General features: G+C 66.9%; 21 protein-coding genes and 2 pseudogenes. 11 read left to right on the top strand and 12 right to left on the bottom strand.

Annotated features, from left to right (window positions below; all coding sequences use genetic code 11):
- Positions 1-63 precede the first annotated feature (63 nt).
- Positions 64-576, top strand: coding sequence for a DNA-deoxyinosine glycosylase (locus CF68_RS06895; protein WP_035816961.1), 513 nt, complete (start codon positions 64-66; stop codon positions 574-576).
- An 18-nt stretch (positions 577-594) separates the two neighbouring features.
- On the opposite strand, the gene CF68_RS06890 is transcribed toward CF68_RS06895, so the two are convergent.
- From CF68_RS06890 to CF68_RS06880, 3 genes are all read right to left on the bottom strand, one after another.
- Entirely contained in the window at positions 595-1,389 is a 795-nt protein-coding gene (locus CF68_RS06890; protein ID WP_035816960.1) for a type IV pili methyl-accepting chemotaxis transducer N-terminal domain-containing protein, read from the bottom strand.
- 13 nt (positions 1,390-1,402) lie between these two features.
- Positions 1,403-2,083, bottom strand: a complete 681-nt coding sequence (locus CF68_RS06885; RefSeq protein ID WP_035816959.1) for a methyl-accepting chemotaxis protein — start codon at positions 2,081-2,083, stop codon at positions 1,403-1,405.
- A gap of 227 nt (positions 2,084-2,310) precedes the next feature.
- On the bottom strand, positions 2,311-3,228 hold the full coding sequence (locus tag CF68_RS06880) for a LysR substrate-binding domain-containing protein (RefSeq protein ID WP_035816958.1): 918 nt from the start codon (positions 3,226-3,228) through the stop codon (positions 2,311-2,313).
- 206 nt (positions 3,229-3,434) lie between these two features.
- Here CF68_RS06880 and CF68_RS06875 point away from each other — a divergent pair, with 206 nt between their 5' ends.
- The 6 genes from CF68_RS06875 to CF68_RS06855 all read left to right on the top strand — a co-directional run bounded on the left by CF68_RS06875 (position 3,435) and on the right by CF68_RS06855 (position 8,521).
- Positions 3,435-4,880, top strand: coding sequence for an amidohydrolase family protein (locus CF68_RS06875; RefSeq protein ID WP_035816956.1), 1,446 nt, complete (start codon positions 3,435-3,437; stop codon positions 4,878-4,880).
- Positions 4,881-4,964: 84 nt separating this feature from the next.
- Positions 4,965-6,233 (top strand): MFS transporter, encoded by a 1,269-nt coding sequence (locus tag CF68_RS06870; protein WP_235205687.1) that lies wholly within the window; start codon positions 4,965-4,967, stop codon positions 6,231-6,233.
- A gap of 23 nt (positions 6,234-6,256) precedes the next feature.
- Positions 6,257-6,799 (top strand): aspartate/glutamate racemase family protein, encoded by a 543-nt coding sequence (locus tag CF68_RS06865; protein ID WP_161786856.1) that lies wholly within the window; start codon positions 6,257-6,259, stop codon positions 6,797-6,799.
- 46 nt (positions 6,800-6,845) lie between these two features.
- A complete protein-coding gene (locus CF68_RS06860) occupies positions 6,846-7,652 on the top strand; it encodes an aspartate/glutamate racemase family protein (protein ID WP_369798855.1) in 807 nt (268 codons plus the stop codon).
- 27 nt (positions 7,653-7,679) lie between these two features.
- Complete coding sequence (locus CF68_RS37455; RefSeq protein ID WP_161786855.1) at positions 7,680-7,838, top strand: alpha/beta fold hydrolase; 159 nt, start codon at positions 7,680-7,682, stop codon at positions 7,836-7,838.
- 245 nt (positions 7,839-8,083) lie between these two features.
- Positions 8,084-8,521 carry a universal stress protein gene (locus tag CF68_RS06855; protein WP_035816954.1) on the top strand — a complete coding sequence of 146 codons (438 nt, stop codon included), beginning with the start codon at positions 8,084-8,086 and terminating at the stop codon, positions 8,519-8,521.
- 43 nt (positions 8,522-8,564) lie between these two features.
- Here the strand turns inward: CF68_RS06855 and CF68_RS06850 are convergent.
- The 3 genes and pseudogenes from CF68_RS06850 to CF68_RS06840 form a co-directional block, all read right to left on the bottom strand.
- Positions 8,565-9,374, bottom strand: a pseudogene (locus tag CF68_RS06850) (YoaK family protein); the annotation flags it as partial.
- A gap of 56 nt (positions 9,375-9,430) precedes the next feature.
- Positions 9,431-10,300, bottom strand: a complete 870-nt coding sequence (locus tag CF68_RS06845; RefSeq protein ID WP_051591435.1) for a fused MFS/spermidine synthase — start codon at positions 10,298-10,300, stop codon at positions 9,431-9,433.
- Positions 10,297-10,563 carry an HPr family phosphocarrier protein gene (locus tag CF68_RS06840; RefSeq protein ID WP_035817020.1) on the bottom strand — a complete coding sequence of 89 codons (267 nt, stop codon included), beginning with the start codon at positions 10,561-10,563 and terminating at the stop codon, positions 10,297-10,299. Before CF68_RS06840 ends, CF68_RS06845 begins: the two co-directional genes overlap by 4 nt.
- 328 nt (positions 10,564-10,891) lie before the next feature.
- Here CF68_RS06840 and CF68_RS06835 point away from each other — a divergent pair, with 328 nt between their 5' ends.
- From CF68_RS06835 to CF68_RS06825, 3 genes are all read left to right on the top strand, one after another.
- On the top strand, positions 10,892-12,028 hold the full coding sequence (locus tag CF68_RS06835) for a PLP-dependent cysteine synthase family protein (protein WP_035816952.1): 1,137 nt from the start codon (positions 10,892-10,894) through the stop codon (positions 12,026-12,028).
- Positions 12,029-12,102: 74 nt separating this feature from the next.
- On the top strand, positions 12,103-12,855 hold the full coding sequence (locus CF68_RS06830; protein ID WP_035816950.1) for a tetratricopeptide repeat protein: 753 nt from the start codon (positions 12,103-12,105) through the stop codon (positions 12,853-12,855).
- 55 nt (positions 12,856-12,910) lie between these two features.
- Entirely contained in the window at positions 12,911-13,783 is an 873-nt protein-coding gene (locus tag CF68_RS06825; RefSeq protein ID WP_200872532.1) for a spermidine synthase, read from the top strand.
- A 180-nt stretch (positions 13,784-13,963) separates the two neighbouring features.
- Here CF68_RS06825 and CF68_RS06820 read toward each other — a convergent pair whose 3' ends face one another.
- Positions 13,964-15,595 carry an ABC transporter substrate-binding protein gene (locus tag CF68_RS06820; protein WP_035816947.1) on the bottom strand — a complete coding sequence of 544 codons (1,632 nt, stop codon included), beginning with the start codon at positions 15,593-15,595 and terminating at the stop codon, positions 13,964-13,966.
- 137 nt (positions 15,596-15,732) lie between these two features.
- On the opposite strand from CF68_RS06820, the gene CF68_RS06815 reads away from it, so the two are divergent.
- Positions 15,733-16,419: a tRNA (guanosine(46)-N(7))-methyltransferase TrmB gene (locus CF68_RS06815; RefSeq protein ID WP_035816946.1), complete on the top strand. Its 687-nt coding sequence runs from the start codon at positions 15,733-15,735 to the stop codon at positions 16,417-16,419.
- 67 nt (positions 16,420-16,486) lie between these two features.
- On the opposite strand, the gene CF68_RS06810 is transcribed toward CF68_RS06815, so the two are convergent.
- From CF68_RS06810 to CF68_RS38080, 5 genes and pseudogenes are all read right to left on the bottom strand, one after another.
- On the bottom strand, positions 16,487-17,689 hold the full coding sequence (locus CF68_RS06810; RefSeq protein WP_035816945.1) for a DUF2863 family protein: 1,203 nt from the start codon (positions 17,687-17,689) through the stop codon (positions 16,487-16,489).
- A 105-nt stretch (positions 17,690-17,794) separates the two neighbouring features.
- Positions 17,795-17,950: a hypothetical protein gene (locus tag CF68_RS37640; RefSeq protein WP_200872531.1), complete on the bottom strand. Its 156-nt coding sequence runs from the start codon at positions 17,948-17,950 to the stop codon at positions 17,795-17,797.
- A gap of 239 nt (positions 17,951-18,189) precedes the next feature.
- Complete coding sequence (acnA, locus tag CF68_RS06805; protein ID WP_035816944.1) at positions 18,190-20,895, bottom strand: aconitate hydratase AcnA; 2,706 nt, start codon at positions 20,893-20,895, stop codon at positions 18,190-18,192.
- Positions 20,896-21,174: 279 nt separating this feature from the next.
- Positions 21,175-21,566 (bottom strand): annotated as a pseudogene (locus CF68_RS06800) (hypothetical protein); the annotation flags it as partial.
- A gap of 339 nt (positions 21,567-21,905) precedes the next feature.
- On the bottom strand, positions 21,906-22,038 hold a 133-nt coding region (locus CF68_RS38080; protein WP_304413106.1), incomplete at its 5' end, for a citrate/2-methylcitrate synthase.

The raw sequence follows: 22,038 nt of genomic DNA, 5'->3' as shown, positions 1-22,038 counted from the left end.
TGCCCCCGCCGCGCAGGCGGCGGGGGATTCCCATCTCAAATGTTGTAACGGAGCGCGTGACCGATGACGCTGAAGCGGTGCTTCCCGCCTGTCGTTGACGCCGGCACGCGCATCCTTATTCTCGGTAGCTTGCCGGGCGAGGCGTCACTGGCGCAAAGCCAGTATTACGCGCATCGGCAGAATCAGTTCTGGCGCCTGACCGGCGAGGTTCTGGGTGAAGACCTGGTCCACATGGACTATGCTGCGCGGCTGCAAACGCTTCTGGCGCATCACGTCGGTCTGTGGGACGTGGTGGCGGAAGCGAAGCGTGAGGGTAGCCTGGACAGCAACATCCGGGATCACGCCGGCAACGATCTGGTCAGCCTGATCGAATCACTACCCAGGCTGGCTGTCATCGCCTTCAATGGCGGCACTGCTGCGCGTATCGGTTTGAAGGCGCTCGGGCAGCATGACGACCATCACCGGATTATCAAGCTTCCATCCAGTAGTCCCGCTCATACCTTGTCCTACCCGGAAAAGCTGCGCGCCTGGCAGGCATTGCAGGCGTGGCTGCCTGTCAAGCCGCGTCTGGCATAGCTCGTTCACGCACCCACGTTACCTGGGCATCCCTTCATACATGCCGGTGACGTCATCCATCACCTGAAGAATACGCTCGCTGGTCGTGGCGATGTTTCTCAACTGTTCCGCGCGACTGACCCCGGTCTGATTGAGTGCCTCTTCAAAGAACAGCCACTGAGAGCCGGCAAGCAGCAGTTCGCGACGGATTGCCGCGGTGTTTTGCGGCGCCGAGGCGAGAAGCTCCTGCGCGGCTGCGAATTCCCTGGTAGCCGTGTCCAGATCCTGCGCCATCTGGGGGGAGGTAATGCCCCAGGCGCGGAACATGCTGATCTTGGCGATTCTCTGCGAGAGCATCCGCTGGCGGCCGGCAACGTTGATCAGCTTGCCCGTCGCGGTGCCGGAATGTTTCTCGAGCTGGAGGGTTCCCTGTTGCGCAAGCTTCAGCACCTCCTCGCTCATTTTTGCGATGGTTTTCGCGCTATCGGGATTCGGATCGCCGCCGGACAGCAACTGTCTATAAGGAATCCATGTCTGCTCGAGCCTGCCGTAGGTGTCCTTGATCTCCGGCGTGGGCGCGAACGCCTTCAGCTCCATGAGCTGCTTGTCGAAGAGCTCCACGGACTGCTCGAGAATCTTCTTCGAACGTTCGACTTCAACGCCGAGGCCAGCCTGGCAGTAAGCCTTGGCCATGCGCTGAGACAGCATGCGCTGGCGGCCCGCCTTGTTGATCGCCGCGTTGATCGTCAGCGTTTCGGCGGCAGCGGTCCCGGCCAGGACCAGCGCCAGGACGCTGCAGGCAATCAGGCAGAAGGAACAGAGGTAACGTTTCAAGGGCGTCTCCGCATCAAACTCTGGTTGATCCTTTGGGCGCATCGTTCGAGCCGACGACGTGGCGGATCAGCTGGTCCATTTGCTTGATGATGTCCGCAAGCACCTGCGTGATCACCGTGAACTCCCTGCCGTACTCTCCCGCCCGCGCCGCCGAGATGCGCGCATTCATTGCGACGATGTTCGCCTGCATCGAAATACCGCTGAGGCGATCGGCGAGGTCGGTCTGGCGTTTGCGCACAGCGAGCTCGCAACGGTGCATTTCCTCCTGGTAGGCCTGCGTGACGGTCTGCAGCAGCTCAAGTATTGGCGTGGCCTGCGTCACAAGCACATCAAGGGATGACGCTTGCCGGCTGGCGTCGGCCAGGGGTGCGTCTATCGCTGTCCTGACCCGGGCGATGAATTCACGGATACGCGCGTCAGCGCGCGCACTGCCAAAGTACAGTTGCTGCAAGGCGGCGGAGAATGTGCCGGGGAAACGCTCATTGTCCGTCACGAGATCCGAATGCGCCGACTCGAACATTGACAGGCACTTGCGCGCGATATCGAGCGCGGCAGTGTCCCCCCGCGAAGCAAGCAGCATCTGGAGGACGATCCGTTGCGACAGCATGCGCTGCCTTCCGGAAAGGTTGATCAATGCGCCGATGGTTTCGGCGGACACTTCGGTCTCGGGTGACTGAGTAGAGAGAGCGTTCATGCCATGCCTTGCAGGTAGTGTCGACGCAGACGCAAACCGCGCTGACGGCAAAGCAAAAGCGCCCCGAAGCGAGATGCCTGCGAACCGGTTGTCCGGTTCGTGGTCCATTCGCATCGGGGCGTCGTTGCCCGGGATGCCCCTTTTCGGAGCATGTCATCGCGACTTGCCAGCTTGTTTCAAGGCCGCCGTTGGCCTGAGTGTCCTCTACGCAATATCTATGCCGTAGCTCACGGAAGTTGCATCAGGCTTCCTTCGGCGGCACCCGCCTCGTGCTGCAGCAACAGCCAGTCGCGAAACACCTTCAGCGCCCGCATCTGTGCCGACGCCGGCGGATACACCAGGTAATAGCCCTTCGGATGCTGCCAGGCGGCGTCGGAAAGGCGCTCCAGCCTGCCGGCGGCCAGCAGGTCCCCGGCCATGTAGGCGGGCAGCAGCGCCACGCCCATCCCCGCCACGGTGGCGTTCAAAGCCATCGACATCACCTCGTAGCGCGGCCCTACGTGGCCCGGGCTGGCTTCGATGCCTTGCTGTGCGAACCAGCCTTCCCATGCGTCGGGCAGCGTCAGGTGCTGGATCAGCGCCGACCGCGGCGTGCCGGCGTCGATCTCCCGGCCATGCGCGGCCACCCATGACGGCGCGGCATAGGGCGACAGCTGCAGCGGCACCACGAAATCGTTATGCAGGCCTGGCCGCTGGCCGTCGCCGAACTCCAGCGAGGCCTCCACGGACGCGGTGCTGAAGTCCACCGGACCCACGCGCGTGCGCAGGTTCAGGGTGATCTCGCCGTGCGCGCGCGTAAATGCGGGCAGGCGCGGAATCAGCCAGTAGCTGCCCAGCGACGCACCCACCGAGAGCGACAGGGCACCACCCCTGCCCTTGAGGGCCATCACGTTCATGGTGGCCCGCTCCAGTTGCCGCAGCAGCGGCGCAATTTCAGCCAGGTATTCGCGCCCCGCATCGGTGAGCGCCATGGCGTCGCGCCGGCCGCTGAAGAGCGGCACCCCGAGGCGGTCTTCCAGGGTCTGGATCTGGCGGCTGACCGCGCCCTGGGTCAGGTTCAGCTCGCGTGCCGCGGCAGTGAACGAGCGCAGGCGGGCGCTGGATTCAAAGCACGCCAGGGACTGGGTGGAGGGTGGGCGGAACATCGGATTTCATGAGAATAGTGCAGGTATCGGTAGGAAATTTCTTAGCAATTCCAGTCAGATCGTCCCGCCTGCATGAGGGAAGCTCATGATAACCGCAGCAAAAGTGGTTTGCCAGGCAATGGCCGCGATCGGATCATCAGGGGCATGAATTCCTGACAGCGCTTCGCCGGCCGCGAAGTGCCTGTCCGAACCTGGCGGATTGGAAGATGCTTGATCTCATTATCGAAGGCGGCACCGTGATCGATGGCACCGGTGCGCCGCGCAAGGCGTGCGACGTCGGTATCCGCTCAGGCCGGATCGCACAGCTTGGCGACCTGCGCGGTGCCGCGGCCCGGGCCCGCCAGGACGCTGCCGGCCGCATCGTCGCACCCGGCTTCATCGATGTGCACACCCACGACGACCGCCTGCTGCTCGATGCGCCGCAGGGGGCGCATCCCAAGCTGTCGCAGGGCATTACCACGGTGATCACCGGCAACTGCGGCATCAGCCTGGCGCCGCTGCTGACCGACAACCCGCCGGCACCGCTGGACCTGCTGGGCGACGACGCCTGGCGCTTCGAGCGTTTTGCCGGCTACCTCGATGCACTGGAGGCCGGGGGGCCGGCGCTCAACGCGGCCTGCCTGATCGGCCATTCGACATTGCGCGTGCGCCATATGGGCCGGCTCGACCGGCCAGCCACCGGGCGCGAAGCCGAGCGCATGGCGCAGGACCTGGCCGAGGCGCTGGAGGCGGGTGCCATCGGCATGTCCACGGGCCTTTACTATCCGCCGGCGCGCGCCGCCACGGCCGACGAAGTGATCGCCGTGGGCGCGCCGCTGGCGGATGCCGCGGGCATCATCACCATGCATATCCGCGACGAGGGCGACGCCATCGAAGACGCCATGCGCGAGGCGCTGCATATCGGGCGCGAACTGGGCATCGACACCGTGCTGTCGCACCACAAGCTGGTCGGGCGCAGCAACCACGGCCGCTCGGTGCAGACGCTTGCCATGCTGGAGCAGGCCGCGCGCGAGCAATCGGTGTGCATCGACTGCTATCCCTACAACGCTTCGTCGACGATGCTGCTGGCATCGCGCGTGCGCCAGTCCGACGATGTGCTCGTGACCTGGTCCAGGTCCGACCCGTCCGCGGCGGGGAAGTCGCTGTTCAGGCTCGCGCGCGAACGCAATCTCGACCCGGAGGCACTGGCGCAGGCGCTGACGCCGGCCGGCGCGGTGTACTTCGCCATGAGCGAGGACGACGTCGAACGCATCCTGGCGCATCCGCTCACCATGATCGGCTCCGACGGCCTCGCCCACGATCAGAGCCCGCACCCGCGCCTGTGGGGCAGTTTCCCGCGCGTGCTGGGGCATTACGCGCGCCGGCGCGGGCTGTTCTCACTGGAAACGGCGGTCCACAAGATGACCGGGCTGAGCGCGCGGCGCTTCGGCCTGCCGCGCCGCGGGACCATCGCGGCCGGCAATTTTGCCGACCTGGTGATCTTCGACGAGGCTGGCGTGGCTGACCGCGCTTCCTTCGAGCAACCCACTGAAGTCAGCGCCGGTATCGACGCTGTCTTCGTCAACGGGCGACTGGCCTGGGGGCACGGCCGCAGCTGGGATGTCCATGCCGGCCATGTGATCCGCCGCCGCGCCGGCGCGGGCCAGGACTGATACGGCGCCAGGCACGCACTGGTTCGAACGCGCCCCCGAAGCCGATCCACCCTACGGTCCCATCCAATACACAAAAGGAGACATGTGAAGCATCCCGACAACCTGGGGGCGCCTGGCGCCCATCCGGCGGCGCCCGCGCCGCTCTATTCACGGCCGCGCAAGACTTTCCTGCTCGCCATGCTGTTGCTGTCATGGATTCTCGGCAATGCCGACCGCATGGCGATGAGCGTGTCGATCGTCCCGATCCAGAATGAATTCAGCCTCGACGCGCGATCGGCCGGCCTGTTGCTGAGCGCCTTCTATGTGAGCTACGCGCTCATGCAGCTCGCCGCTGGCTGGCTGGGCGACCGCTTCGGTGCGCGCGTCATCCTGGTGTTCTCGGTGGCGTGCTGGTCGGTCTTCACCGGGGCCACGGGCATGGCCACCACCTTTGCCATGCTGCTCGTGGTCCGCGTGCTGTTCGGCATCGGCGAGGGCGGCTTCGCGCCGGCCAGTTCGGTGACCATTGCCGAGACCTTTCCCAAGCCTGAGCGCGCGCGCGCCAAGTCGCTGGTGATCGGGGCTTCGTTCCTCGGCAGCGCGATCGGCTCGGGCGCCATCGCCGCGCTGATCCACACCCATGGCTGGCGCTTTGCCTATCACGTCTTCGGCCTGTTCGGGATCCTCGTGGCGGTGGTGCTGTGGTTTGCCGTCAAGCGTCCGCCGCGGCGCCCGAAGCAGGCGGGCAAGGCCGCGTTCAGCGCGCTGCTGCGCTCGCTGGTGCTGCGCAAGACCATGCTGATCTTCTTCTTTGCCAACATCGTGTACGTGGCGCTGGTGTCGTGGATGCCGTCCTTCCTCATCCGAGTGCGCCACATCGACATCCTGCACGCCGGCATCGCCTCGGCGGTGCCCTATGTGGTGGCCTTTGCCTGCCTGCTCTTGGTGGGCTGGCTGCTCGACAAGGTCGGCCAAGGCCGCGAACGCGTGTTCATGGCGGTCGGCGCCACCGCCATGGCCGTCTTCATTGCGCTGATGGCGTATGCCGAATCGCTGCCCGCGATGCTCACGCTGTGGACGCTTGCGCTGATGGGCTACACGGTGGTGTATGGCACGGTCTTTGCCATCCCGCTCAAGCATATTCCGGATGAATCGGTGGGCTCGGCCGCCGGCATCATCAACTTCGGCGGCCAGCTCGCAGCGGCGATTTCGCCGGCGCTGATCGGCGTGCTGATGGATCTGGTGCCCGGCTCCTACGTGCTGCCCTACGCGGCCCTGCTGGTGTCCGCCCTGGGCGCGCTGGTGGTGGCGCTGACGTGGCGCCCGGGCAGCCATGCCGGCGGGCCAGGCGAGGCCGCCGGCGTGGCAGCCTGAGCCGCATTGCGATGGGGACCAGCATGACCGTAAAGGTATTGGGCGTCGCCTCTGGCCAGCAGGCCGCCAACGGCGCCGCGCTGATGGCGGAGCTGGCGCAGAGCCCGGCCGCGGCGGGCGGGGTCCGCTTCCTGATGGAGCCGTCGCATCCGCTGGCGGCCCTCATGCCCGCTGCCGCCGTCAGCGCGCAGGCCGAGCGCCTGCACGTGCTGCAGCAATGCCAGGCCTTGCAGGCCGCGGGCGCGAGCCGCATCCTGGTGCCCTGCCTGGCCGCACAGGCCGTGCTGGCGCTGTTGCAGGCCGAACTGGACGTGCCGCTGGTGAGCCTGGCCGCCGCGCTGCGCGATCGCCTGGCCGGCGTGGCGCAGCCGGGCGACGCGATCGGCGTGCTGGCGACCGACGATGCGCGCGACACGGGCTTCTTCGGCGACGCGCTGGGCACGAACTACCGCGTGGTCTACCTGGCGCCAGGGGGGGGCGGAGCAGGGCGGCAAGCCGAAGTGCGAGCAATCGTGCGCGTCGGCGGCATCGCGTGCCGCCGCCCTGGTCCGACGATGTCGTGGTGATCGACCTCCTCCAGGCCTACGCAGATTACGCGCTGCGTCTTGACGACTGCGGCGAGCGCAGCCTGCGCGCTTCAAGCTTGGCATCGTCGGTGGCATCGGCCCGGCGGCGACGGTGGACTTCATGGCAAAGATCGTGCGCAACACCAGCGCCGCAAAGGACCAGGACCACATCAGGCTGCTGGTTGAGCAGAACCCGCAGATCCCTGACCGCACCGCCCATCTGCTGCACCAGGCGGACGACCCGACGCTCGCGCTATACGCAACCTGCCGGCGCCTGGAAGCGGGCGGCGCGAGCGCGATCGCCTTGCCCTGCAATACCGCGCACGCCTTTGTCGAGCGCATCCAGCCTTATCTCGGCGTTCCCATCATCAACATGCTGCAAGAGACCGTGGATGACATCGTCCGCCGCTACGGCGCGGGCAGCACGGTGGGCTTGCTGGCTACCTCTGGCACGGTGGCCAGCCGCGTCTATCACAGCGTGGCACAGCCGCTGCTCACGGTGCTCACGCCCGAGCCTGACTTCCAGCAGCGCGTGATGAACGCCATCTACGGACCGCGCGGCGTCAAGGCCGGCTACACCGACGGCGCCTGCCGCGACGACCTGCTGGCCGCGATCGACCACCTGGCCGCGCGCGGCGCTGCCGTGATGATCCTGGGCTGCACCGAACTGCCGCTGATCGTCGCGCAGACTGACCGCCACAGCGCAGCTGGCAAGACCGTGGCGGTGGTGGACCCGACCAATGTGCTGGCCCGGCGCTGCATACAGATTGCGCAGGCTTATGCCGTGCCGGCGCCGCCGGGGAGCCGCCGGCCTGACCCCTTCATTCGTCCGGCAACCCTTCCCAATCCCTGAATTCACTGGAACCCCCTGGACAGCCACGTGGACATGCGTGAGCGGATCCCGGCGGCGCGCCTTCAAGTGATCGAGGATGCGGGGCACATGATCACCATGGAAGCGCCGCAAGCGGTGGCCGAGGCTATCGCCGCATGGCTGACGGAGGATTCCGCAGAAATCCGGCGCGACCCTGGTCGAGCCTGACGCGGCCCGCAGCCAGCCAACGGCTTCGCAAATCGCCCGTATTGAATCCACCCGTGCGCATGTGACGCATGCGGGATTGCCGTGGGCCATGGCGCACCTATACTGGAATCGAGTGACGAATCATTCGAAACCGGGGGTATCGGTCGCTCCTTGTTCGCCTTGCGGGCTCGCACTTTCGGACGCATGGCGATGACGCATCGGAAGTGAGCGCCTTAGCCGGCAACTATGCAGGCAAGGAGGCAATCATGTTCAAGCATCTCCTGCTGGCGGTCGATGGCTCCGACCTGTCTGAATCGGCGTTCCGCAAGGCTCTCACGCTGGCGCGGGACATGGGGGCGCGTACCACCGCGGTGCGGGTCTGTCCGAACTACCACGTGCTGACCTACCAGGTCGAGATGCTGGAGGGCACGCGCGAAACCTACGTCAAGCAAGCCTGGGAAGAAGCGACCCGCTACCTGCGCGGACTGGCCGACGAGGCCGGCGCCGCGGGCGTGCCCTGTGAAACGGCATACGTCGTCAACGACCATCCCTACGAGGCCATCATCAAGACGGCCGAGGAAAAGGGCTGCGACCTGATCGTGATGGCTTCGCACGGGCGGCGTGGGGTCCAGGGGATGCTGATCGGCAGCGAAACCCTGAAGGTGCTGACCCACAGCAAGATTCCGGTGCTGGTGTACCGGTAGGCGGCGCCTAGCGCCGCCGGCGCAGCGCGCCCGCCTGCACGCGTTGCCGCATCCGCGCCGCCAGGCGCGGCAGTGAACCTGTGCGCCAGCGGCTGCGCAGGTCGTCGGTCAGCGGCACTGCGATCAGCCCCAGCAGCAGCGCGGCCAGCGGCAGCGTGGCGCTGAAACCCAGGTGCTTGAACCCCAGCGCGCCGGCGACGCCGCCGGCAAAGAAGAGCGTGACCAGCACCGCCAGCAGGCGCAGCTTGCGCCGGTTGGCGAGCACGCGGGGCAGGGGGCGCGCTGGTGTGCGTGATGGCGTGCGCGCCGGCGCGGCTACGTTCCAGTAGCACAGCTTGCCCAGCTCGATGCCGATATCGGTGACCATGCCAGTGAGGTGGGTGGTGCGGATCTCGGCGTTCGAAAGCTTGGTGATCATTGCATTCTGCAGCCCCATGATGAAGCACAGCAGCATGACCGTGGCTGGCACGAACAGCCATTGGTGCTGCCCCAGGATGCCGCCGATCAGGCCAAAGCACAGCAGCAGCCCCGCCTCCAGCGCCAGCGGCAGCGCGTATTCACTGTGCAGCCGCTCGCGCCGCCCCCAGTTGACCAGCACCGCCGAGCACGCGGCGCCGCCCAGAAACGACAGCAGCGCTCCGACCCCGTCCAGCACCAGCGCGAAGCTGCCCAGCGCCAGGTTGTCGGCCATGGCTGAGACCACGCCGGACATATGCGAGGTGTATTGCTGCACGGCCAGGAAGCCGCCGGCATTGATGGCGCCAGCGACAAAGCAGAGGTAGCCGGCCAGGTGCCGGTTGGCGTGGGGGCTGCGCCGCTTTCCGGTCAGTTTGCGCAGGTACAGGATCGGCATGGCGATGGGGCGGCGTCTGGCGGATTGGGAGGGGCGGCGGCGGACCTGCGTTGCCGCTACAGGGTGCCCCGGGGCCGGGCCAGGGCGTGCCAGGCGTCGGGGGCGGCGGCAACTGCCTCGCCGCGCTTCATGCGGCGGGCAGTCGGTGTCAGCTTCAGCGCATGCTCGGCTTCCAGCACCCGTGCGCGTGCCAGCAGCGTCTGCAGCGACGGCAGCCGGGGCGGGCCTTTCCAGGCAAACAAGGTGTAGTTGCAGCTGTCCTCGGCGCGTGCGACCGACATCGAGGCCCCGAACACGGCGCGCACCGCGCCCTGGTAGTGGGGCATGCCGCGGTCGCTTGCAAGTAAGTTGGCCACCAGCACGCCGTCGTCGGCCAGCCGCGCGTGGCAGGCCGCGTAGAAGCCGGCGGAGCCAAGCTGCAGCGGCATGCCGTCAGCCAGGAAGCCGTCGACGAGGATGACCTCGGGGCGTGCTTCCCGGCCCCTGACGTACTCGGCGCCATCGGCGCAGACCACCTGCAGGCGGGCATCGTCGGGCGGAATGTGGAAGCGCTCGCGCAGTGCGATCACCGCTGGGTCGATCTCGATAGCGACCACCCGCGTGGCAGGCAGGTGCCGGTAGCAATACTTGACCAGCGAGCCTCCGCCGAGCCCGATCACCGAAATCCGTGCCGGCGACGGATGCAGCAGCAGGAATCCCATCATGGTGCGCGTGTAGCCCAGCACCAGCCGGTCGGGATCGCGCCGCGACATGAAGCTCTGCGTGGCCAGCACGTCGAAGTGCAGCGACAGGGCGGTCTCGGTCTCCAGCACGACGGGCGTGCCGTCGCGCGGGGCTTCGGCCAGGAACCGCATATAGGACTCAAAGGATGTGCGGCGGCTATCCGCGGCGATGCCGGGGTCGGCGTCCGGTTTGCGTTCGTTCATGGCTGGCCGTTCCCTGGTCCGAGCAGTTGTGCGATGGCCCTGACGGCGGCGACTTCGTCCGGGCCGTCGGCCTGGATGCGCAGCACGGTGCCAGGCGGCGTGCGCAGGCGCATGACGGCCATCACGTCGTGCGCATCGGCCGAGCCGGAGTCCGTGACCAGCACAATGCGGCTGGCAAAGCGGCTGGCCACCAGGCTCACGCGCGCCGAGCCACGTCCCTGGAAACCCTTGCCCGCGGCGATGTTGAGGGTCGCCTCGATCACGGCAGCATTGCGCAATGCAGGGCCCGGGAGGCGGGACCGGTCGGCTGGCTGGGGCAGGCAAGGCGGCGGGTGGCGCGCCCGGGTATCGCGGACATCGGGGACATCTGTTGCAGTCACATATGATGTTAATAGTATTATCATATCCCAGCACCCGCGCCGGTGGCTGTATCCGGCCCAGGAAATGCCATGCCCGGTCCCGCAGTTGTGGTGAAACCGCCCTTTGCGGGCTGTGCCAGGCCGCCTGCCCACCCCGGAAACTGGATTTGTGGCGTGCGCTTCTGGCATCCTGACGGTCTGCCCTGACGTCCGGCCTGCCCGGGACACTGCCATGCCACTTTCCGACTGGACCCGCGAAGCCATCCGCAAGATCGATGCGGATTTCAACCGCTCCGCCGACACCCACCTGATCCCGCTGGACCTGCCGGGCTACCCGGACATCCGCGTCTATTTCAAGGACGAGTCCAGCCACCCGACCGGCAGCCTCAAGCACCGGCTGGCGCGGTCGCTGTTCCTGTATGCGCTGTGCAACGGCTGGCTGCATGAGGGCAGCACGGTGGTGGAGGCATCCAGCGGCTCGACCGCGATCTCCGAGGCTTACTTTGCGCGGCTGCTCGGGCTGCCGTTCGTGGCGGTGATCCCGGCAGGGACCTCGCGCGCCAAGATCGAGGCGATCGAGTTCTACGGCGGGCACTGCCACCTGGTGGGCAGCCCGTCCGAGATCTACGCCGCCTCGCGCCGCATCGCGCAGGAGACGGGCGGGCATTTCATGGACCAGTTCACATACGCCGAGCGCGCCACCGACTGGCGCGCCAACAACAATATCGCGGAGTCGATCTTCAAGCAGATGGCGCAGGAGGAGCATGCGGTGCCGGCCTGGCTGGTATCGAGCGGCGGCACCGGCGGCACCATCGCCACGCTGGGGCGCTATGTGGCCTATCGGCGCCACAAGACCCGCGTGCTGTGCGCGGACCCGGAGAACTCGGTGTTCTTCGATTATTTCCGCAGCTGCCTGGACGGCAAGCCGCAGCCGGACCTGTCCCTGGCGGAGGGCTCGCGCATTGAAGGCATCGGCCGGCCGCGCGTGGAGCATTCGTTTATCCCGACCTGCATCGACGCCATGCTGAAGGTGCCGGATGCGCTCTCGTTCGCGGCCATGCGCTATCTCGCCGGGCGCTTCGGGCGCCGCGTGGGTGGATCCACCGGCACCAATTTCGTCGGCGTGCTGTACCTGGCCCAGCAGATGCGCGCGGCGGGGGAGGGCGGCGCCATCGTCAGCCTGCTGTGCGACAGCGGCGAGCGCTACGGCAACACCTATTACGACGATGCCTGGTACACCGCACAGGGCATTGCCATCGAGGCGGCCGATGCGCTGGTGGCGCGCGCGGTCAATGGCGAGGCCGTGCTGACGCCGCAGGCGGTGGCGGGGTTGCACTCGGCCGGCGCCGGCATTGCGGCGGGCGGCTGAAACCCGTCGTCCTGCCTTTCTGTCACAATGCCGGCGGCCGGCGCGCCGGCCATTGATTCAAAGGTGAATTCCCTATGCGTATCTTCGGCATCAGCATCCATATCATCGTCGCACTGTTCTTTGCGGTGCACGCGGTGCGCACGCACCAGAACATGTACTGGCTGCTGATCCTGTTCCTGTTCCCGGGGCTGGGCAGCGTGGTGTATTTCTTCGCGATCTACCTGCCCGAACTGCGCCAGTCGCGCGGCGCGCGTGCGGCCACGCGTGCGATCACGCAACTGGTCGATCCGAACCGCGCGGTGCGCGAGGCCCGCTCAGACTTTGACCGCGCCCCGACGGTGGCGCACCGCATGCGCCTGGGCGCCGCGCTGCTGGCAGCCGGGGAGCCGTCGGAAGCCCTGCAGCACTACCAGGCAGCGGCCAACGGACCGTTTGCGACCGATCCGGCGCTGCTGCATGGACTGGCGCAGGCGCAGTTCGCCACCAACGATGCCGCCGGCGCACTGGCAACGCTGGAAAAGCTGTTCGCCGCCAATCCGCAGTCGCGCCAGCAGCCCGATCCGGCCTTGCTGTATGCGCGCGCGCTGGCGGCCACCGGCGCATCCGGCACGCGGGCCGCGTTCGAGCTGGCGCTGACCAGCGCCAGCGATGCCGCGCCGCGCTGCCTCTTTGCCGACTGGCTGGCCGCGCAGCCCGACGCCGCCGACCGCGAACGCGCGCAGCAGCTCTATGCCGATATCGTCCACGACGCCCGCCACTGGCCGCGCCATGCCCGCGATCACAACCGCGAATGGCTGCAGCGCGCGCAGTCGGCGCTGGGCAAGTAATCCGCGTTTCTCCCCATCCATGCTGGAATGGGTGCTGAACGCCTTTCTCGACAACATGACCCTACTGAAACGCAAATCGATTGAAGCCGTGGCCTCGCGCCGTCCGGCACGTGGCACCCGCACCCGTGGCGAGGCGCCGGCACGCGAAGAAAAACGCATGACGCCGCGCTTTGCGCCGGTGACCTTCTCGGAAATGGAAGGGGTGCGCTACCTGCACTTCGGCACCGAGTGGGTGCAGGGCGCAATGCGCCTGCGCAAGCCAGATGCGATCGAGCTGGAATACGCGCAGCAGATGATGGCCTGGCTGCTGTTCCTGTCGCCCTCGGTCGAAGAATTCCACGTGGTGCAACTGGGCCTGGGCGCCGCGGCGCTGACCAAGTTCTGCCACCGCCAGTTCAGCCGCGCGCGCGTGACCGCGGTGGAGCTGAACCCCGCGGTGATCATCGCCGGGCGCAGCATGTTCGGCCTGCGCGAGGACGATGCGCGCCTGACCGTGCGCGAGCAGGATGCCTGGGACTACGTCATGGACGGCACCCACGCCGGCGCCATCGACGTGCTGCAGGTGGACCTGTACGATGCCACCGCGCGCGGCCCGGTGCTGGACACCACCGCGTTCTACCGCGCCTGCCGCCGCACGCTGAAGGCACCTGGGGTGATGACCATCAACCTGTTCGGCGACCACGACAGCTTTCCGAAGAATATCGAGCGCATCTGCGATGCCTTTGACAACCGCGTGCTGGTGTTCCCGGAAGTGCATGACGGCAACATCATCGCGATGGCCTTCAACGGGCCGGATATCGATGTGTCGTGGGAAGCGCTGGACGCGCGTGCCGACGTGGTGGAAAAGACCACCGGCCTGCCGGCGCGCGACTGGGTGCAGAAGCTGCGCGCGGCGAATGCGCGGCAGGAAGAGCGGTTGAAGATCTGACGAATACACCCAAGGCCAACGGTTTTGGGTGCGCCAAAGCCGCCCGAGCCAGCCTGAGCAAGGTGTTCTCCCTCTCCCCTCATGGGGAGAGGGCCGGGGTGAGGGGTGGTCTAGCTAGGAACCACAAGAAGCGGGGCCAACGGTTTTAGACGCACCGTGGCTCCGGCAAGCGCCCGTCCCTCACTCCTTGTGGAAGAACTGCGCCAGCGACCACTCGTCTGTGCGCGCCTCGTACTTCAGTCCCTTCTTCATCGCCCACATCGCCAGCTGGCTGTGCGACGGAATGATCGCGTGGTCGGCCAGCGCAAACTTGGCCGCGGTGCGGGCATTCTCCTCACGCGCCTTGTCGCTGCTGACGGTGGTCAGCGACTTCTCGATCAGCTGGTCCAGTTGCGGGTTGCTGTACTTGCCCCAGTTCCAGGTGCCATAGCCGGTCTTGGGGTTGGGCGTGCCGGTGATCGAGCGCAGTGCCACGTCGGCCGCGGCCGAGCCCCAGCCCAGCATCTGGAAGGCGAACTCGCCCTGGCGTGCGCGCGTGAAGTAGGCCGCCACCGGCAACGTCTCGACCTTGGTCTGGATGCCGATGCGCGTCAGCATGCTGGCGGTGGCCTGCGCCACCGCGGCGTCGTTCAGGTAACGGTTGTTGGTGGCGTGCAGCGTCAGGCCGAAGCCGTCGGGGTAGCCCGCGGCCGCCAGCAGCTTTTTCGCGCCTTCCGGGTCATAGGCTTCAGGCCTGGTGCCCGGATGCCCGAAGATCTGCGGCGATACGATCGACGACGCCGGTACCGCCAGCCCTTCCATGATGCGGCTGACGATGGCGTCGCGGTTCAGCGACTTGCTGATTGCGGCGCGCACGCGTGCGTCCTTGAACGGGTTCTTGCCCAGCGGCTTGCCGGCCTTGTCGGTGACAAAGGGCGGGTTGTCGCGCGACTGGTCCATCTGCCAGAAGATGGTGCGCCACGACACCTGTTGCTCGACCTTGAACTTCGGGTTCTGCTTTAGCTTGGCGACGTCGGCCGACGGTACGCTCTCGATCACGTCGACATCGCCCGCCAGCAGCGCGGACGAACGCGCGCCGTTGTCGGTGATGATGCGGAAGATGGCGCGGTCCCACTCGGGCTTGGGGCCCCAGTAGTCGGGATTGCGCTCCATCACGATTTCCTGCCCGCGCGCGAAGCGCACGAACTTGAACGGACCGGTGCCGATCATGACTTTGCCCGAATCAAAGTCCGCCTGCGTCAGCGTGGCGGCGACCTTCTTCGGCATGATCGGCACGCTGTTCAGGTCGTTGGCCAGGTTGGCGTAATTGGGCACGCTCATGGTCAGGCGCACCGTCAGCGGGTCGGGCGTGTCGATGCGCGCGATCGGCTTGGTGTAGCTGGTGAACGAGCCCGGGCTGTTGACCAGCTTCTCCGGGCGCTCCAGCGAGGCCTTGACGTCCTCGCTGGTAAAGGGCGAGCCGTCGTGCCACTTCACGTTGGGGCGCAGCTTGATCTCCCAGGTGATGGCGTTGACCGGCTTCCACGACAGCGCCAGGCCGGGGATGTAGCGCGCGTTCTTGTCCATGAACACCAGCGACTCGAACACGTGCAGCGCGATGGCGTTGTTGGGGCCCGAGTTGTTCCAGTGCGGGTCCATCGAGGTCACGTCGGCCGCCAGGCCGATGCGCAGGTCTTCGGCGTGGGCGGCACCCGCCGGCAGCAGCGTGAAGGCGGTGCTGCCCAGCATCAGCGCGGCGGCGGCATGGAGCACGGCGCGGCGGGCAGGGCGGCGGGGCGGACGTTGCGGCGGCAGGGCGTGGGTCGGTGTCATCTGGCTGGCTCCTCGTACGGGTCCGCGCGGGCGCGGCCGGGTTCTCAGGCGGGTTTGTCCCGCATTGTGCCGCTAAAGTGGCTTGGTTGCAGCCTTTGGTGCGGGCCGCCAGGCCGATGCGGGGCGGCGCCGTTAGAATGGCGCCCATGTTTGCCAATTCCCGCACCATTGTCTCGGCCCAGGCCGATGTCCACGAACACCTGGCCGCGCGCGTCGCGCGCCACCTGGCCGAGCCGTTCCGCAAGCCCATCGGCGAAGCCAGCCGGCGCGAGCTTAGCGCGGCGCTGCAAAGCTGGCAGCAGGCCGGCGGCGCGCCGCTGATCCTGGATGCGGGCTGCGGCGTGGGCGAAAGCACGCTGCGGCTGGCCACAGCGTTCCCGGACCACTTCGTGATCGGCATCGACCAGTCCGAGAAGCGCCTGGCCGCCGGCAAGGACTGGTGGGGCGAGGCGCCGATGCCAGCCAACTTCTGCTGGGCGCGGGCCGACCTGGTCGATGCCTGGCGCCTGCTGCAGGCCGAGGCCGTGCCGGTGGCGCGCCACTACGTGCTGTACCCGAACCCGTGGCCCAAGATCGGCCACCTGGGGCGGCGCTGGCAGGGGCATGCGGTGTTCCCGGCGCTGGCTGCCTGCGGCGACTACCTGGAGTGCCGCAGCAACTGGCGCATCTATATCGATGAGTTTGCCCAGGCGCTGGCACTGGTCGGGCGCCCGGCGCGGGTAGAGGCGTGGGCGCCGGCGCAGCCGATGACGCCGTTCGAGCGCAAGTACGGGGCATCGGGCCATGGCTTGTGGCGCTGCGTCAGCGAGAGCAAGCCCGCCTGAGCGGCTCGCCAATGAGAAACGGCCCGCGCATGCGGGCCGTCTTTTTTGCCTGGCGCAGCCGGGCGCGTCAGTGGAACAACGGCTGCTGCGTAGGCGCATCCTCCGGCAGCTCCGCATGCACGATCTCGCCGTTGCGGTCCGCGTACAGCGGCGTGCCGCAGTCCTCGCAGTATTCCGGGTCGAACAGCGCGGCGTGGCGGAAGATGTCTTCCACGCCGGCGTTGCGCAGTTCCTCGCAGATCTGCTCGAGCGGGTTGCCCTTTTCGTCGGCATCGACCTCGCCGGCTTCGCGGCCATAGACCGGCCACACAATACCGTAGATCACATCCTTCTCGCCGCGCATGGTGAAGCCCACGCGGTATTCCTCGACCACTTCCTCGCCGAAGGCAGCCACCACCGCGGCCAGCTGGCCGGCGGAGATGTCGAGCGTGCCGCACAGGTAGTTGACCGCGGCGCGCACCGTCAGCGGGCGGATGCTCTTGTCGGACTCGCGGCAGGACAGGAAGAAGGCGTCGGGCAGCAGCAGCTCGAACTCGCAGCCCGGCAGCAGCAGCGCCACCGACGGCTGCACCTGGGTGCGCCATTGGTCGAGGCAGGTCGAGCGCTCGGCGTGGTGCTCCTTGGCGTCTTCCTGCCAGCGGAACAGCGCCTGCTCGTGCGGGGCCACCACCACCGCCAGCAGGTAGCGCGGATCGGCCAGGATCGGCGCGGTCTCGGGCAGGTCGCGCAGGTCGACCTTGGGTACCGTGCCGGCCAGGGCGGCCGCGGCCAGCTTGTGCGTCAGCGCAAAGGTGTCGCTGTGCGTGCGCGGCAGCTGGTCGATGCTGTAGAGGTAGGGCGACAGCGAGACCTTGGTGCCGGTGGCAAGCACATGTGCCTGCAGGTGCACCGCCAGCGTCTGCGCCAGCTCCGGCTTGAGCGAGCCGGAGGGAATCGCGTAGCGCGTGTGCGCCAGGATCGGGGCGGCGATCAGCAGCGCGTCATAGCGCTGGCCGTCGACCTCGATGGTGGCGGATTCGGCGAGCGTCTCGGCCTGCTCGGCCAGCACGTCGGAGGCGTCTGCATTGTGCTTGAACAGGTGTTCCAGCGCCGCGTCGAGCGCGGTCTGGCTCCCGTTCTTCAGCAGGCGGCCCAGGCGCTGCGAGAGCCGCCGTTCCCAGTACGCGTCCTCCATGCGGCTGCCCGAAGCGTCGAGGGCGAGCGCATCGGCCACCAGACGCTCGGCGTCAGGGGAGAGTCGTGGGGAAGCCTTGGGGCGAAAACCTGCCATAGAAAGAAACCGTCCGTTTATGCGTAAAACGGTATTCTACTCGTTGCGTTGACACGCAGGCCGCAATATGCGTGCAGCCTGTGCGGACGCGCCCGGGCGTGTGGCTTATTTCTGGGCCGGAGCGGAGGCGGCAGGGGCTGCGGGCGCGTGGCTTTCAACGCTGTGCGACTCGCCGGACATGGATACATCACTGCCGCCCTTGGTCAGCAGGTAGAGGGCCGCGCCGGCAATCACGACGAATGCGATAAGGATCTTAACCATGGTGTCTCCTGATTCTGGATGATGCCGGGCGGACCCGGCTTCCGGTCGTGCGACCGCTGTTCTTGTGGAACACAGTGTGGCAGCACTGGCTTGCGTGGAACTTACACACGCCGGACTTCGCTTCGGGGTGATGCAAGGGGCGCAGGACACCAATGAAAAACGCCGCCTGCCTGGGCCCCGCAACGGGGGCCAGGCAGGCGGCGTCAGCCTTGGCAGGCTGCGGGCGCCTCAGGTGGATCTCAGGCGGCCAGCAGCTGGCGCAGCACGAACGGCAGGATGCCGCCGTGGTTGTAGTAGTCGACCTCGATCGGCGTATCGATGCGCAGCAGCACCGGCACGCGCTGCACGTCGCCGTTGGCGCGGTGGATCACCAGCACCACGTCCTGCTGCGGCTTCAGGTCGCCCTCGATGCCTTCAATATCGAAGGTCTCGTTGCCGGTGATGCCCAGCGTCTGCGCACTGTCGTTGCCCTTGAACTGCAGCGGCAGCACGCCCATGCCGACCAGGTTGGAGCGGTGGATGCGCTCGAAGCTGCGTGCCACCACGGCCTTCACGCCCAGCAGCTGCGTGCCCTTGGCGGCCCAGTCACGCGACGAGCCGGTGCCGTACTCTTCGCCGCCGAACACCACCGTGGGCGTGCCCTCGGCCACGTACTTCATGGCGGCATCGTAGATCGACATTTCGTCACCGGTGGGCTGGTGCAGCGTGATGCCGCCTTCCACGCGCGAGCCGTCGGCCTTGGGAGGGATCATCAGGTTCTTGATGCGCACGTTGGCGAAGGTGCCGCGCATCATGACTTCATGGTTGCCGCGGCGCGAACCGTAGCTGTTGAAGTCGGCCTTGAGCACGCCGTGCGACAGCAGGTACTTGCCCGCGGGCGAGGTGTCCTTGATCGAACCGGCCGGCGAGATGTGGTCGGTCGTCACCGAATCGCCGAAGATGCCCAGCGCACGCGCGCCGCGCACGCTGGCGCTGGTGGCGGCGGGCTGCATGCTGAAGTCCTGGAAGAAGGGCGGCTCGGCGATGTACGTCGACTTGGGCCAGTCGTACACCTGGCCCTTGGTGCCCTTGATGCCGGCCCACAGCTTGCTCGGCTTCTTGACCTGTTCGTAGTTGCCCTTGAAGGTCTTGGCATCCATTGCGTACTTCATCAGTGCATGGATTTCTTCCGAGGTCGGCCAGATATCGCCCAGGTAGATGTCGCGGCCCTTCTTGCCCTTGCCCACGGGCTCGGTCATCAGGTCGCGCGTGACATTGCCGGCGATGGCGTAGGCCACCACCAGCGGCGGCGAGGCCAGGAAGTTGGCGCGGATGTTCGGGTGGATGCGGGCCTCGAAATTGCGGTTGCCCGACAGCACGGCAGCGGCCACGAGGTCGTTCTTGGTGATGGCCTCGTTCAGCTCGGGCGTCAGGTCGCCGGCGTTGCCGATGCAGGTGGTGCAGCCATAGGCGGTCACGCCGAAGCCCAGTTTTTCCAGGTAGGGCAGCAGGCCGGCGGCCGTCAGGTATTCCGTCACCACGCGGCTGCCCGGGGCCAGCGAGGTCTTGATGTGGGGCGCCACCGTCAGGCCGGCTTCCACTGCCTTCTTGGCCAGCAGGCCGGCGCCCAGCAGCACGCTCGGGTTGGAGGTGTTGGTGCAGGACGTGATCGCGGCGATCAGCACGTCGCCGTTCTTCACCTCGAGGCCGTCGGTGGTGGTGTAGGCGCGGTCCAGGTCGGCCGCCTCCTTGTTGAAGCCGTTCTCGGCCACCGGCTTGCTGAACAGCGAGGCGAAGGTGCTCTTGACGTTGCCGATCTCGATGCGGTCCTGCGGGCGCTTCGGGCCCGCCAGCGACGGCGCCACCGTGCCCAGGTCCAGCGTCACCACCTTGCTGTAGTCGATCTCGCCGGCCTTGGGAATGCCGAACATCTTCTGCGCGCGGAAATAGCCCTCGAATGCGGCGATTTCCTCTTCGGTGCGGCCGGTGCCCTTGAAGTAGTCGATGGTCTTCTCGTCCACCGGGAAGAAGCCCATGGTGGCGCCGTATTCCGGCGCCATGTTGCCGATGGTGGCGCGGTCGGGCAGGGCCAGGCTGGCGGTGCCTTCGCCGAAGAATTCGACGAACTTGCCGACGACCTTTTCCTTGCGCAGCATCTCGGTGATGGTCAGCACCAGGTCGGTGGCGGTGACGCCTTCGCGCAGGCGGCCCTTCAGCTCCACGCCAACCACGTCCGGCGTCAGGAAGTAGACCGGCTGGCCCAGCATGCCGGCCTCGGCCTCGATGCCGCCGACGCCCCAGCCGACCACGCCGATGCCGTTGATCATGGTGGTGTGCGAGTCAGTGCCGACCAGGGTGTCCGGGTAGTAGACGCCGTCCTTCTTGTGCACGCCACGGGCCAGGTATTCCAGGTTGACCTGGTGCACGATGCCGAAGCCCGGCTGCACCACGCCGAAGGTATCGAACGCCTGCATGCCCCACTTCATGAACTGGTAGCGCTCGTTGTTGCGCTGGAATTCCAGTTGCATGTTCAGGTCCAGCGCCTTCTTTTCGCGGAAATGGTCGACCTGCACCGAGTGGTCGACCACCAGGTCCACCGGCACCAGCGGCTCGATCTTCTTGGGGTTCTTGCCCATCTTCTCGGCGACGTTGCGCATCGCGGCGAGGTCGGCCAGCAGCGGCACGCCGGTAAAGTCCTGCAAGACCACGCGGGCCACCACGAAGGGAATCTCGTCGACGCGCTCGGCGTTCGGCTTCCAGTTGGCCAGTTGCCTGACGTGCTCTTCGGTGACCTTCTTGCCGTCGCAGTTGCGCAGCACCGATTCCAGCACCACGCGGATCGACACCGGCAGGCGCCCGATTGCAACGTCCAGCTCCTCGCCCAACTGGGGCAGGGAGTAATACTGGCCCTTGCCGGAAGAGCCGATCTTGAATTCTTTTAGCGTGTTCTTGAGGTTGTGGGGCATTGCCGTACTCCGATCGAAGGATGATGCGATGGCATTTGGCTCGGACCTGAATCAAGACCCCGGTGCGCTGCCGCGGCATTTGACCGCGGTCCGAGGCCGGCAGCGCACTGCAACTGCATACTCTAACCGCCGCGCGGCTTTGGCGCCACCCGGCTCGGCATCCCGCCGGCCGCAACGACACCGGCCCGACAGCATGCCTGCCGGGGATTGACCGCCCGGCAAGGCAAAAAAGGGCGCTGGCGGCCGGAATTCAGCGGCCGCCAGCGCCCCGGTACTGACTTACTGCTTGGGCGCTGCGGATTGCTGGGCGCCTTCCGGCACCTGCGTCGGGCCGCCCGGGGGCGTGACCAGCAGCGGGGTGGTGGCCGGGGCGCGCAGGCCGCCGGCCTGGGTCGGGGCTGCGGCGCCGGCCTGCATGGCGGCGCTCTGGCAGTCGTCGGCCAGGCGCTGGCCCAGGTTCTTGTTGAACAGCATGGCCTTGCTCGGGATCACCACCAGGTCCAGGCCGGTGCGGGCGTCGTAGTAGCGGTCGGCGCCGGTCACCGTGGGCTGGCGCGGCAGCTTGTAGTCGCGGCCTTGCCAGTGCACGGTCAGGACCTCGTCGCGCACCATGTCGCCGGCGATATACAGGTTGTTGCCCAGTTCACACTGCCACTTTTCGCCGCTCGGCGNNNCGGCGTGCCCGCGGCAGCAGCGCCGGCCGCCGCGGCGGTCCCGGCAGCGGCCTTTTTCTTGCTCGAAGCCTTCTTGGTGGTGGTCTTCTTGGCAGGTTCCTGTGCCATCACGGCGGTGGCGGTGGTCAGGCTGAATGCGCCGATGCAGGCGGCAAGGACAAGATGTTTCATTTTGTGAGTGCCTTTCGGATACTGAAATCGATTTATGTTTCATTCGCCGCCTTCAAAATGGGCGGCGCCGGGACAATTTCCGCCGCTATTCTCTACGATTTGCCCAGGGCGGCGTAGTGCTCTGGTCTTTGGTTACATTATCGAAGGGGGCTAGTTGGCCCGGCTTCACTTGCGCTTGCCGATCGGCACGAACTTCAGGTTTTCCGGGCCGGTGTAGTTGGCACTCGGGCGGATGATCTTGTTGTCGATGCGTTGCTCGATAATGTGCGCGGCCCAGCCCGAGGTACGCGCGATCACA

Origin of the sequence: Cupriavidus sp. SK-4, assembly GCF_000611125.1 — a bacterium.
In the GTDB taxonomy this organism is placed as follows: Bacteria; Pseudomonadota; Gammaproteobacteria; order Burkholderiales; family Burkholderiaceae; genus Cupriavidus; species Cupriavidus necator.
The sequence above is the reverse complement of the archived record's forward strand: the minus strand, read 5'-3'. Positions and strand labels throughout refer to the sequence as shown.

What these genes read in the sequence shown, in the direction of transcription:
- CF68_RS06875 (WP_035816956.1), top strand. Translation starts at nt 3,435, where the DNA reads ATGCTTGATCTCATTATCGAAGGCGGCACCGTGATCGATGGCACCGGT.
- CF68_RS06825 (WP_200872532.1), top strand. Translation starts at nt 12,911, where the DNA reads ATGACCCTACTGAAACGCAAATCGATTGAAGCCGTGGCCTCGCGCCGT.
- CF68_RS06880 (WP_035816958.1), bottom strand. Translation starts at nt 3,228, where the DNA reads ATGTTCCGCCCACCCTCCACCCAGTCCCTGGCGTGCTTTGAATCCAGC.
- CF68_RS06845 (WP_051591435.1), bottom strand. Translation starts at nt 10,300, where the DNA reads ATGAACGAACGCAAACCGGACGCCGACCCCGGCATCGCCGCGGATAGC.
- CF68_RS37640 (WP_200872531.1), bottom strand. Translation starts at nt 17,950, where the DNA reads ATGGTTAAGATCCTTATCGCATTCGTCGTGATTGCCGGCGCGGCCCTC.
- CF68_RS06810 (WP_035816945.1), bottom strand. Translation starts at nt 17,689, where the DNA reads ATGGCAGGTTTTCGCCCCAAGGCTTCCCCACGACTCTCCCCTGACGCC.
- acnA (WP_035816944.1), bottom strand. Translation starts at nt 20,895, where the DNA reads ATGCCCCACAACCTCAAGAACACGCTAAAAGAATTCAAGATCGGCTCT.
- CF68_RS06835 (WP_035816952.1), top strand. Translation starts at nt 10,892, where the DNA reads ATGCCACTTTCCGACTGGACCCGCGAAGCCATCCGCAAGATCGATGCG.
- CF68_RS06885 (WP_035816959.1), bottom strand. Translation starts at nt 2,083, where the DNA reads ATGAACGCTCTCTCTACTCAGTCACCCGAGACCGAAGTGTCCGCCGAA.
- CF68_RS06820 (WP_035816947.1), bottom strand. Translation starts at nt 15,595, where the DNA reads ATGACACCGACCCACGCCCTGCCGCCGCAACGTCCGCCCCGCCGCCCT.
- CF68_RS06895 (WP_035816961.1), top strand. Translation starts at nt 64, where the DNA reads ATGACGCTGAAGCGGTGCTTCCCGCCTGTCGTTGACGCCGGCACGCGC.
- CF68_RS06855 (WP_035816954.1), top strand. Translation starts at nt 8,084, where the DNA reads ATGTTCAAGCATCTCCTGCTGGCGGTCGATGGCTCCGACCTGTCTGAA.
- CF68_RS06830 (WP_035816950.1), top strand. Translation starts at nt 12,103, where the DNA reads ATGCGTATCTTCGGCATCAGCATCCATATCATCGTCGCACTGTTCTTT.
- CF68_RS06865 (WP_161786856.1), top strand. Translation starts at nt 6,257, where the DNA reads ATGACCGTAAAGGTATTGGGCGTCGCCTCTGGCCAGCAGGCCGCCAAC.
- CF68_RS06815 (WP_035816946.1), top strand. Translation starts at nt 15,733, where the DNA reads ATGGCGCCCATGTTTGCCAATTCCCGCACCATTGTCTCGGCCCAGGCC.